Annotated in this window: 8 protein-coding genes; all 8 read right to left on the bottom strand. The window is 52.4% G+C overall.

Going from position 1 to position 12,379, the window contains the following annotated elements; translation table 11 throughout:
- Position 1 precedes the first annotated feature (1 nt).
- Positions 2-1,735, bottom strand: coding sequence for a type I-C CRISPR-associated protein Cas8c/Csd1 (cas8c, locus tag H8S34_RS09085; protein ID WP_186963780.1), 1,734 nt, complete (start codon positions 1,733-1,735; stop codon positions 2-4).
- On the bottom strand, positions 1,732-2,394 hold the full coding sequence (gene cas5c / locus H8S34_RS09090) for a type I-C CRISPR-associated protein Cas5c (protein WP_101693220.1): 663 nt from the start codon (positions 2,392-2,394) through the stop codon (positions 1,732-1,734). Before cas5c ends, cas8c begins: the two co-directional genes overlap by 4 nt.
- Positions 2,395-2,627: 233 nt before the next feature.
- Positions 2,628-4,772 (bottom strand): CRISPR-associated helicase Cas3', encoded by a 2,145-nt coding sequence (cas3, locus tag H8S34_RS09095; RefSeq protein ID WP_186963781.1) that lies wholly within the window; start codon positions 4,770-4,772, stop codon positions 2,628-2,630.
- 779 nt (positions 4,773-5,551) lie between these two features.
- Positions 5,552-6,682 carry an HNH endonuclease signature motif containing protein gene (locus H8S34_RS09100; protein ID WP_186963782.1) on the bottom strand — a complete coding sequence of 377 codons (1,131 nt, stop codon included), beginning with the start codon at positions 6,680-6,682 and terminating at the stop codon, positions 5,552-5,554.
- Positions 6,679-8,850, bottom strand: a complete 2,172-nt coding sequence (locus tag H8S34_RS09105; protein ID WP_186963783.1) for an ATP-binding protein — start codon at positions 8,848-8,850, stop codon at positions 6,679-6,681. Before H8S34_RS09105 ends, H8S34_RS09100 begins: the two co-directional genes overlap by 4 nt.
- A gap of 24 nt (positions 8,851-8,874) precedes the next feature.
- Positions 8,875-9,861, bottom strand: a complete 987-nt coding sequence (locus H8S34_RS09110) for an SIR2 family protein (protein ID WP_186963784.1) — start codon at positions 9,859-9,861, stop codon at positions 8,875-8,877.
- A 236-nt stretch (positions 9,862-10,097) separates the two neighbouring features.
- On the bottom strand, positions 10,098-11,462 hold the full coding sequence (locus H8S34_RS09115; RefSeq protein WP_186963785.1) for an extracellular solute-binding protein: 1,365 nt from the start codon (positions 11,460-11,462) through the stop codon (positions 10,098-10,100).
- A 58-nt stretch (positions 11,463-11,520) separates the two neighbouring features.
- Entirely contained in the window at positions 11,521-12,372 is an 852-nt protein-coding gene (locus H8S34_RS09120) for a carbohydrate ABC transporter permease (protein ID WP_186963786.1), read from the bottom strand.
- Positions 12,373-12,379 lie beyond the last annotated feature (7 nt).

The following is a 12,379-nucleotide window of genomic DNA, read 5'->3' on the forward strand; positions in this document are numbered from 1 at the left end:
ATTACTTTTCCTCCTTTTTTTCAAAGCGGCTCTGGGTCTGATGGTAATATCCCAGCTGGAAGGAACCCTGCTGGGGCAGATTCAAGCGCGGAGGGTAGACTTCTCCGAGTTTGGAGAGCAGCCCGGTGATTTGTTTATCGTAATAAGTACGTAGGCCTGCATCCAACTTCTTCAGATGTTTCTGCGCCAGATTCAGCAGGATTGGGAACACAATGGCGGGGGTAGCGGAGGCAGAATTGAAGTACTTGTCCTTGATAGTGGTGTTGATGCCAGGATTGGCGCTGGACTGGACGGCTTCCAGTATGGAGAAGAGCCGTCCCAGGTTATAGGGAACATTGGTACTGTCTGGATTGAGCGACACAGTCAAAACCTCCTTTGGGACATCTGGATGTATATTTTTTAGGTAGTAAGCCTTGAGAATGGCGGCTCGGCCACGAGTTACGCGGTGCTCTGCTCGGATACGTAGTGCCACGCCGTTGAGCAGGGTGGCCGGATAATGAGTATTGGTAAGGACAGAGCGCAGTACCTCGCCAGCCATATTGGGGGCCGGGCTCTTGTCGCGGCTGTTCTGATTGACAGTCTCGTCCAGCAGCTTCCACATGGGGAGTGTGTCAAATTTATCATAGGTGGGCTTGGTGATTTCCAACCGTTGCTGGTGAGCCTGGGTATTGCGGAGGAAGGCCCCAAAGCTGTTGCGCAGGAAAAAGCGTACCGAGAGCCGGGCGGCATTGGGGGAGAGCCCTAAGATATAGAATTCCATGTCGGGGTCCAGCCGTGTCTCGTCCAGGTCTACCGCCATACCATTGCACAGATTGTTCAGCGCCCCCTGTAAATCGGTCAGCGTGTAAGATGGCTCTGCTCCAAAAAGGGCCCAGCCCATCAGATTCTGATAGACATCCCCACCACATTTGGCCCAGCAGACCACCGTGGTATCTCCCATTCGGTAGACGTGTTCCCGATCAGAGAGCAGGTGATTGAGGGCGGTGGTGTAGGCAAAAGCAGCGTATTTGCTGGTAGGAGCATTATAATTTTGCTCCTTACCATAGGAACAAAAGGCAGGCGCGTTGAAAGACACCAGGGCTGCTCCACTGGACTGGGCGCCCTGTACGTTTTTAATGGAGGGGTGGACGCTCTCTACTGCTCCGCGGTTTCCTGTGACCAAGCAGACCATCTGAGGACCATCCTCTTCCGTCTGATAGTGATCGTCCCAAGCCTGCCGGACTGGCATATTTTGATGAACAAAGGCCCCATCAAAGCGAAATACAAGATTGCCTCCGGCCATAAGCTCTTCCCAGCAGACGGACAATGCAGGGTGACTGGCGGCTTGCTCCGGTTGCCATGTCCGGAAAAAGGCAAGCACAGCTTGGGCTGCGGGGCTATCTACTCCTTCCAACAGCTCCTCGTGGAGCTTCTTACACGCCTGAAAACACTCCAAAGTTCGCTGAGGCTTTCCCTTATTGTCCACGCCCAGCAGATAACTGGAATTATCACAGAGGAAATTAGCGGCAACTCCACTCGAACGTTTTACTGGAGCCGGAAGCATCATGGGCTGAGGTGCCAGTACGGTCTTTCTCCCCTTGGTTTGCTCGGTCTGGACGGAGACCACCTGTTCCAGCGTCCCGTCTGCTCCAATGCACAGAGCAAAAGAGACTTTGACCTCGCCCCAGCCAGGCGGAGAGATCTTGCCGCTGTCAGCCAGCATGCGATAGTATTCTGTCAGCGCCTGTAGGATCATCGGCGCACCTCCTCGCTGTCCCAAGGGGGAATCTCCAATACTCCATCCCGCAGCACTCCCCGGAAAAAGAGGGGGGTAATATTCTCCGGGTCAGCATAGTCCATGTCATAGAGCATCCAGCCCAGATCTCGCTCTCCATTCAGAGCATCGGGACAGGGAGGGATTTTCTCACACATACGGAATTGAGCAGGAAACTCCCGGCAGCCGAAGCAGGGCTGGTGGTAAAACTGTCCCTTCTGGATCCGTCGTTTTACGATGTCCTGGAATTTCCCTGGATTATCTCCCAGTGTAGCCTTTTCTGTCATCTCAAAATGGGCTTCGATTACGTAGCGGACTTCCCGCAGCAGCAAGGCAGCCCGTTGCTGGATTTCCTGCGAGGTACTGAGGTACAGCTCTCCCTTCCCACGCTCCATCACTGTGCGGGCGGTGCGAGCGGAGATGGTAGATTTCACCTCATTGCGCCGCAGATTGGTAAAACGGATGGGGGTACAGACGTGAATGCGGTCAATGTACCAACGCATACCCGGGTGCCAATAGATGGCCTCAATCAAACCCCGGGCAGCCGAGGGAGTCATCACGTCATAGCTCACCCGTTCTACCTTCATTTCCGGGCGGGTAAAGAGGGCGTAGTCTCCCCAGACCTCCAGCTTGATGGACATAGGCGTCACTCCTTTCAGAGTTTTATCTTGCTCTGGTTTCAATATAGCACGCGCTAACATATAAGTCAATATTATCTTTTCTAAATCAATGAAATAGAATATGGTGATTTGCAAACAAAGAAGCTTCTGTGGTATACTGGGTACGTCGCAGAGATGCGTGGATTGAAATATTGATTTAGAGAAGATCCGGCCAGGGCGGTGGGGAAGTGTTTTTCTTCCCCACCGCTTTCTACCTAGATAAACAAGCCCTTTCCACTGTCAGCCTCCAGTGAGAGACCTGTAGTATCAGAGTACAGAGCAGGATTGCGCAGAATGGCCGCGCCATTTTCCAGCACCTCCAGATCTCCCGCTGCCTCCAGGGCAGCAAAGTGCTGTTCGTAGACAGATACCCCATATTGTCCTAGTTTTCGGAACAGCTCTCGTCCCCCCCCGCCGGTGCGCAGCTGCTCCACAAGATTTGCTCCTTCTTCCCAAGGAATATAGACCGTCCGGGTGGGGCTGTCGATGAGATGGAATCGCTCCGCTACTTTGCGGAAGGGAAAAAACTCAGATTGAATCAGCGGCAAAATCCGCTCTTTGTCCTGCGCATCGCATCCCTTCAGATCTAGAAGTTCAGAAAAATAGGTGTGGATGGCTTCCGGGGAGGCGATATCGGCATAGCGGGCCATGGCCGCCTTTCCTGCTCCGATAGCGGTAGAGAAGAGGGGAGGGGCTTTTTCCTCCCTTTTAAAAATGTGGACTACACTCTCCTCAGCAGACCGCCTGCCCTCCCGGTTGCACCGTCCGGCGGCCTGCAAAATAGAGTCCAAACCGGCTATTTCCCGGAATACTGCCGGGAAATCAACATCCACACCCGCCTCGATCAGGGAGGTAGACACAACACGACAGGGAAGGCCCTCCTTCAATCGGCGGCGGATCTCCCTCAGTTGTACTTTACGGTGGCTGGGACACATGAGGGTGGACAGATGGAAACTGCCTGCTCCGTCCAGCCGCCCATAGATCTCCTGAGCCGCTTTCCGGGTATTGACAATGCACAGAACTTGGTCGTGGGCGTTAAGCTGTGCGGTCAGTTCGTCCCAGGTCAGGCAGCCTGTCTGCCGGAAGGTCACTCGGCGGAATAGATCCCACTGGCAGGTATCGGGCGGACACAGCTCCTGCACCGGAACCTGAGGGAGAAATTCTCGGAAGATCGGCTCCAGCGCAGGCTGCGTCGCTGTGCAGAGAACTGCGGAGATGCCGTAACGCTTCACCAGCTGGGAAATAGCCCAGACACAGGGACGAAGATAGGGGATAGGCAGCATCTGGGCTTCATCAAAAATGACTACGCTGCCGGCTATGTTGTGGAGCTTGCGGCATTGAGAGGAGCGGCAGGCATACAGAGATTCAAAAAACTGTACTGCTGTGGTCACCACTACCGGTATGTCCCAGTTTTCTGTGGCTTTGGCCAGGGAAATGGTGTGGGGATCAGCCTCCCTGTCCAGATCGTAGAGTACGTTGGAGTGGTGCTCCAGTACGTTTTCCACACCTAGGATCTCCCGGAATACCTCCGCTGTCTGCTCAATGATGGAGGTGTAGGGGATCACATAGATCACTCGCTTCAGACCGTGCTGTTTGGCATGGGTCAGAGCGAAAGCCAGGGAGGCCACGGTTTTCCCTCCGCCAGTTGGCACGGTTAGAGAAAACAGCCCCGGCGCTCGCGTTTCTCCCTCCTGAATGCATTGCTCCAGGATCTTACAGCGCTGGCGGTTCAGCTCCCCTTCGGGCGGAAACCAGCCTGATATGTAGTCCTGGAGCTTGTTCCACAGCTGTTCTATGGAAGTCTGGTATCTCTCCCGACTCTGCCCCTCCATAAAGGCCTCTGTGTCCAAAAAGTCGGCATCTACCAGACAAGAGTACAGCATCCGGGTAAAAAATACCCATTCCGATCCTGAACGTTCCGTAAAATCTGGCACCTCGGTTTTAGGGAGCATGACCTCCTGCATCCAAGCTTCATAGGATTCCAAAAGACCCCACTCTTTCCGCTTGATGCGGCCCCACAGTGTGGTCTGGTCCGGCCCGTCTGTCTGGCTGCCGCCGTCCGGCAGTCCACCATGGTGGCCGGCCACTGCAAAAGCAGCAAAAGGCTGTCCGCGCCCCCAGCATTCTACCGCACCAGCTGTAGAATGGTCTACTCGTATAGGGAGACCTCTTAAACGATTTTGAAAGGAATCAGAGTATTTCCCAATATCATGAGCCAGCCCGGCTAACTCTGCCTGTTCGTCTCCTGAAAAAGGGTGGGCAAACGATTTTGCCAGAAGTGCGACATTCTGTAAGTGCGCAAGAACGGTTTGTGATCGTTCGTCATCAGAAATATGGGCGATACAGGGGGAGCTTTCCATAAAGCATTCTCCTTTTAAACATTTATTCAGTTACAGATTATCACCGAATGAGTCCAATAAACTGGACTGTTTTATATGTGGCATCTTGTCAAGCAGACAGAGGTTTAGAAAACCAGCTATGGTGCTGTCCCAAAACACATCTATAGGGGTTGTTTTTGGAATAAGCAGTATGTGTTCGTGGTTGATAATATGGTAGGAAGCCAGATTTTTACCCGTCGATAGCCATAAGCAAGTATTAGGGCCTTATTGGTCAATGTTAGCGCACTTTATTTGTAAATTCAATTGAATTTCACAAAAAAGGGAGTAGGGGGTCTCTTTTATTATGAGGCACAGTACAGGACATCGAAGAGAAGTTCCTGTCCATGTATGTTAAAGGGATGACTTCCGGCTATATTGAGAGGTATATCCAGAACATCTACGGTATTTCTGTCTTCGACAGCACAGTCCAGCCGGATCACCGGTCAGCCTCATTTTTTTCCCTTATTTTTCCCTTATGGGACTGGATAGGGGAGTAGGGAAGGGGGTAAATTGGTACCGTATCAGGTGCTGAATTTTGACTTTTTACACGGAAAGGGAAGACATAAAGCAGGAAAAAAGGAGGAGAATGTAAGCGCGGGTTTCAAATCCCTCCTTCTGAGCCGAACAAAAAACCTGGAAATGGTGCCCTGAAAAACAAACCCTAAATGTATTTGAGAGGCTGACCCTCCATCCAGGGTCAGCCTCTCAGACGATCGTGTTATTTGTTGTAGTTCTTTCAGACAAAACGCAGTGCCATAGGATCATGGCTTCTTGTCCATGTATAGCCTGGAAATTTCCTCATCTATATCATGGGTCAGCTTTGCCAAAGGCGCTGCGCCGAGTCCCTCCGCATCATAGCGCTTCATGTAGAGCAGCTGGCGGGCTTCTTCTCTGCTTTTGAATAAGCCCGGAAAGCTGTCAATCAGAGAATCCAGATAGGCATTATTGAAGATATAGCGCTGTTCGAAGATCGCACACACATAGGCATTGTGGCTCTCGCGGTACAGCACATCCAACCCGAATTTCTCAATGGAGGTTTGGACGCGCTGGTCATAGTCCGGGTCAGTGGACGGTCCAACTCTCTCGATGGTTACTTCAAACTCGTCGGGCTTGACCATTTGGCCCATTAGATAGGCAGTTGACGAGATGGGGGTTGTATGAAACTGATACTGCTCCCCGAACTCTTCCTGGTAGGGATAGAGTACGTACTGTTCATCATCTCCCTTTTTCTGGTTGCAGTTCCCACAGGCGGGGATCAAATTGGGAAGCGTCAGGGCAAACCATGGAAACTTGGACTTGGAACGGTAGTGATCAACTTGGTTTTGCCGATGATATTCTCTATTGCGGGTCCTGACTGTGGTGGTAAAACTTCGGTTGCAATAGGGACAGACCTCCACACCCATCATCTGTACCAATTGGGGAAACAAGTTTTGGCGGCTAAAGCTGTCATAGTTAAAAATTTGCGTCAAAAGTAATTTTGACAGCGCTGACTTTGCAGAAAACGCCAGCTTTTTGGCTTGAATGGTCTTGCCGTCTGTCTCCGTGGTAAGCAGCTCCCTCAGTTTTTCCCGTTGGACGGTATGATTTTGATAGAGATACTGGTGCAGCTGTGGGCTTACCAGTTCAATCAATTCTTCCAGCGTATTCGGTGCCGGAACCTTTGCTTTGGAAAGTATATCTTGCGATGTTTTGGTTAGTTTGAATTTTTTATGGGCGGTGGGATATCGCTTTTTCTTCGTTCGGTCTCCGTCCGGATAGTAGTAGGCGCCACGTCTGTCTATGGGCAGATAATTCTCTGGTGCAAAGGGGAGTGTTTTATAGAGCAGGAAATAGTACAGCGCCCAGATGTCCTCTGCTTGTGGTCCTTTCCACGGCGGCGAAATACGGATCATCGTGATGTCTCTCCTTCGTGCTCTAACATATCCAGCTGCCGCTGTAAGCGGGCGATATCTTCTCTCAGTTCCTGCTTTATCTGTTCTTTTTGCTCCGGCGTTCTCCTCTGATGGATCATAGCAAGTGCAGCGGCAATTTCCTCTTCCAGTTTGCTGCGCATAATGCCTTCCGGGAGATACCGCACCGTCTTTTGTCTGTGCATTTCCAGACGGTATTCCCATTTATCCAGTTCTTGCTCGGTGTAATCCATCGGGAGATCATGTGCGGGTGGTTTGATCTTCTGGATGTCCTCAAGCACACGTTTGATTTTTTTCTGGGCCAGCGCTCCAATGGTGCCGTTCTGCAGATAAAATCCGTCTTTGAGGAGTGTGTAGAGGTTCTGCCCGAAGGGCTGCAAGGCACTGTTGGACTCCACGGTAATACAGCCGTCTTTGCCTTTTTTCAGGTAAAGCACAGAGGCCGATGGAAAGTCCCCCAACATCAGGGGAGAGTGGGTGGTCAAGATGATCTGAATATCCTGACAGCCGCTGTCAGCTCCCGGATAGTAAGGATTCTGATAGAGCCGCGGCAGAAATTCGGCCAATGTGGCGACAAACATCCGCTGCCATTCCGGGTGAAGGGACAGGTCGGCTTCATCCAAAAAGAGAATCACGGAGTCGCAGTCCCATGTTTCCTCCATGCCAAGCGAATTTTGAATATGATCTTTCCGTTCAGCAAGCATTGCATTTTGCGCAGATTCTGCTGTGATGAACTCCGCGCTTTCCTCATCATAGCAAGTTCCACTCAGCAGGTATCGCAGCTTTGTGAAAATGCGGAGTAAAATGTTTTCTCCGCTGCTGAATCCCCAATGGTAAGTCACAAAATAGTCGCTTCCACTGATTGCACGGTTTAAATCCACAAAACGGATCATCAATTCCTGCAAGATGGGATCCAGTTGTTCACCCAGTGGGATGTGGCATACATAATTATTTTTATAGTACGTCCAATACTTCTGGATATGCTCCGCATTGTTCCAAAGAAATTCAATGTATGTTCTGCAAGAGGTATAATAAGTTTGCAGTCTCCAATCGCTTTGGTTGGCAGCGACGAAATCCATCGTTCGAATATAATCCTGTGGTTCTGTAAATGCTTCCGGAAGCGACACCAATCCTATACTGTCGTGCCCGAACAACCTGCTGGCCATCCTCAGAAAGTTTACCACACAGTTTAAACTCAGTTCAGCAAGAAGCAAATACGTATCGTTCGCTTGTTCTGAAAAAATACTGTATTGGCGGTACCACCCAAAGAACCCGTTCGTCAGGGATCCTTCTGCAATCTCCTCTTCCACTTTTTTGAGGCGTTCAACCACGGGATGGATCCCTAACGTCAGCTCCCGCGGAAAAGGAACCGGGTATCCGTCTTTCCTCATCTGGAGCAGAATGTTTCTCTGATTCCGGTCAAATAAATAACGTGCTTGCTGATAACTTTCAAACGTAAAATAAGTATATAGCTGATCTTCCAGCGGACGTTTGTTCGAATTTGTATTGCTGACTTCTTGCGCCAGCATCATATTGGCAACCAAAGAGCAGTCATAGAGCGGGTTTGAGTACAATGTGCCGCAAACGCCAATACCACCATCCTCGCTGTCTTCATGCAGTATACGGCATTGTTCCAGGTCTGACATGGACATTGTGTTTGAAAAAGTGATTAACTTAGTCTTTCTAAGGAAATATGGTGAAACAATACCAGTAGAATATGAGATTTGGCTGCATTCGAAATCAGGGGTATTGATCTTAGCTTCCCGCTGAGAATAGATAAGATATATTTTTCCGCCGGAATCCTGCATCAAGCAGATAAAATGAAAGGGCAATGATTGGGGTATTCTGAAATACAGCGCAGTCAGTGCCCTAATCGCGGCATGCATCAGAGTGGTTTTACCGGTCCCATTTTCCCCTACGATTGCTGATATATTATAAATCCGCTCGTCGCCCCAGAAACCACGTTCGACTCTGTCGTTTTCTTTTCTTGCTGTGCGCTTCAGGCAAAAGCGCGTCCTTATTGCTGAAGCGCGTTCCATGGTGTAGATATACTCTGTGCTGAAGTTCAATTCACACTGCTTATGTCCCCGGTATCCATCTGGTGTTTTCCCATTTTGTGTGAAATCCAGGTACAGATAAAGTAGCCTCATGTCCCTCACTTCCTTCAAAGATATTCACGTTCGGCGTTGTTCTACCGTTTGCCGGATCTCCTGAATGGCGGCAGCATAAAACGTATCATAATCCGTCCGATCCGTGGCGCCCGCAGTCCGAACCTCCGCGCCATTGGCCTGCAAAAGAAAATGGTGCATCTTTTTTTGCGCATCAAAGGGTGGCTTGTCATAAAAATAGACCTTTCCATCTCCATTGCGCTCACGCTGCTTTCGGCGCAAAAGCCACCATAGATCAAATTCGCATGAGTCAAATCCAAACCCCAGAATATACACATCACCGAAGAGAAAGAGGCTGGGCCAGGAGAGAAATGGAAGCTTTCCCACATTGGTTCTGGACGTCCGCTGGGCCGTATTCTGACAGCACTGCACGATTCTGGCTAAAAGGCGGCCATAGCGGTCATGCCCCAGGATGATGCCCTGCGGAACACTGCTCTCCCCGTGGATATGCCAAAGGCCGGTTCCCTGAGGGGTATCAGGTCCGGCAGGGAAGAAGTAGCCTGTGTGCAGGCGGTACTGGACTTCCCGTGTTTGAATGGCTTTGCTCTCGCGATCCCGCAGGTCAAAACGAAACTGAGAGCGTGTTCGACTGCACCCAAAGTTGCGGTGAGGGAAAAAGGCCTGCTCCAGACAATAGGAGTAATTTGTCGTGAAAATGTGGTCCATCCGGAGGCCCGGAAGTTTTTCCAGCAGGGGATTGCTCCTGTGCACCATGGCCTTCATGGCTTGTGCCAGACGCTTTTCTTCTTGCAAAATATCTTCGTGCCCCATAGGCGTGGGGGAAGTGGAAGGGGTAGAGAGCAGCTCATAGCGCAGAGGAAAGGGAAGGGACTCCACTCCGCTCATTTCCCGTTTTTCCGGCAAGGTCAGGTCCCGGACCAATTGCTCCCAACTGCGCTGTCCGCTTTTATATTCCAGCCCATTTCCGATCAACAAAATCTGTGGACGCCCGGGACCTTTCATTGGATACACAAAGCTGACCTGCCGTTTCATTTCCACTCACTCTCTTTTTCGAAGAATTAAGCCGGTATTATGCTAAGTATAGCATGTTTTTACATATGCGAAAACATTTATCGCTTTGGGCAGATGGAAAGTATGGACTGCATTACTTATTTTAGGATGGGTGTAGATTGCAATGGCACTTCAGCGCTCGAAAAACGCAGGCAAAACGCCCCCTGCATAGGAAGAAGATAAACCTATGCAGGGGGCGTTCGTATGTCACAGGTGATTTACTGGGCGGGGAAGATGACCTCTGCCTCCTTGACCAGAGTCTCCAGGGCCTGCTCGGGGGTAATATCGCGGCCCTGGATCAGGTCGGAGTAAGCGGTGCGAACCACGCTGTTCCACTCGCTGGTATAGAGGGACATGGCGGGCGCGGAGGCGTCGGTGACCTGCTCATAGGAGATCTTGTAGCCCTCGTTGGCGGGATCGGCCCAGAAGTCCTTCAGAGTGTCGGTCTCCACGGAGGAATAGGTGGTGGGCAGCACGCCGGTCTCAATGTGGTTTGCAGCCACCTGCTCGTCGCTCATCAGGAACTTGACAAACTCCCAGGCAGCGGCGATCTCCTGCTGGCTGTGACCCTCAGCGATGATGCCGATGGAGCCGCCGCCCAGAGGGGCGGCATAACCGCCATAGCCCACCGTAGCGGACATGCCCAGATTGATGTTCATCTCGGCGGCCTTCTGGGAGATGGAAGTGGCCCGGTTGGAGCTGGAGACGAAGGCGGCCAGCTGGCCGTTGTAGAAGCTCTCCTGCATGGCGGAGCTGGCGCTGGACAGGGCGGGGATCTCGCACCAGCCCTCCTCGGTCCAGTTATACCAGTCGGTGAGAAACTGGCTCATGGAGCCGTCGGTGAGGCAGGAGGCGCCCAGGCCGTCGGCATCCATGAAGCCAACGCCGTTGAGGGACTCCAGCAGGTAGTGCTGGTAGTAGGTGGGCTCGATGGTGTAGCCGATGCCGCGGATGGTTCCGCCGGAGGTCTCATAGATCTTGGCGGCGTACTCGTTAAGTTCCTCCAGGCTGGTGGGGGCGTGGTCCAGACCGGCCTGGGCATAGAGATCCTTATTATAGTAGAGGATGGCGGTACCGCGGGTATAGGGCATGGCCACGATCTGGTCCTCGTAGTAGACATAGTCAGTGAGTTCCTTCACCACGTTTTCCATGTCAAAGCCATCCCGCTCCACATAGGGCGTCATGTCGGCCAGGATCCCCTCGCTGGCAAAGAGGGGGATGCCGTTGCAGGAGAGGTCGGCCAGGACCGGAGTCTCCCCGGCGGCGATGCCGGTCTCGATGGCGGCCTGGACATCGTCCAGATATCCCTGGGCCACCTCCTCTACGGTGATGCCGTACGCATTGGTGTCGTTGAACTCCTGGATGGATTTCTGGAGGAAGGCGTAGTCGGTGTCGGAGGTGCGGTCATGCCAGAAGGTGATGGTGATGGGCTCGGTGACATAGTCCGGGCCTTCGCTCTCCGGAGCGGGAGTGGGGGTGGTCTGGGTATCGGGGGTAGGGGTGGCAGCGCTCTCGCCGCCGCAGGCGGTGAGGCTGAGGCTCAAGGCTCCGGCCAGGAGGAGGGCAAGGGGTTTCTGGTTCATTTCAAGGTCTCCTTTGTATTAAAATATGTCATACATATGTATGCCCGACAGAAAGGGATCATTTGATGCCGCGGTAGCCGAAGGAGGAGAGAAGCTGGCGGCTGAGCAGCAGGAACAAAAGCAGTACCGGCAGTACCAGCAGGCTGTTGGCCGCCATCAGTACCGGCCACTCCAGACCCTGGTGAGCGTCCTGGAGACGCTGCATGGCCAGGGTCAGGGGGCGTACTTTGTCCGAATTGGTCATGACCAGAGGCCAGAAATAGGAGTTCCAGGTGCTGATAAAGCTGAAGAGCTCCGCGGTGATGATGCTGGAGCGGCACATGGGAAGCATGATGTGGGTCAGGATCTTCAGCTCCCCGGCGTGGTCCATGCGGGCGGCCTCCACCAGCTCGTCCGGAACCTGGAGAAAGGACTGCCGGATGAGAAAAATGCCGTAGGCATTGGCCGCAAAGGGGAGGATCTGGGGCCAGAGGGTGCCCAGGAGCTTGGCCTTGGAGAAGAGAATGTACACGGGGACAAAGGTGATCTGGGTGGGGATCATAAAGGCGAGCATCACCAGGGCCCACATCCACCGCTTGCCTCGGAATTCATAGCGGGCAAAGCCATAGGCTGCGGTGACATTGAATACCGCCTGAAGTGTCACCACGCCCAGGGACACCAGGAGGGAGTTTTTGAGATAGCGGGGGATATCGATGCGCTGCCACACGTCGGAAAAGGCCTCCGGTGTAAAGGATTCCGGCCAGAGAGTGGGCGGGAAGCGGATGGACTCTCCATAGGTTTTAAAGGCGGTGGTGATCATCCAATAAAAGGGGAAGAGGAAGAAGACCGCCATAGCCAGTTTAAAGAGCAGGGAGAGCAGGCCCATGGCGCGCCGGCGCAGGCGAACGGTTCGGGAAGAGGTCAGATTCATGGCAGTT

The organism is Pseudoflavonifractor hominis (genome assembly GCF_014288125.1).
In the GTDB taxonomy this organism is placed as follows: Bacteria; Bacillota; Clostridia; order Oscillospirales; family Oscillospiraceae; genus Pseudoflavonifractor_A; species Pseudoflavonifractor_A gallinarum.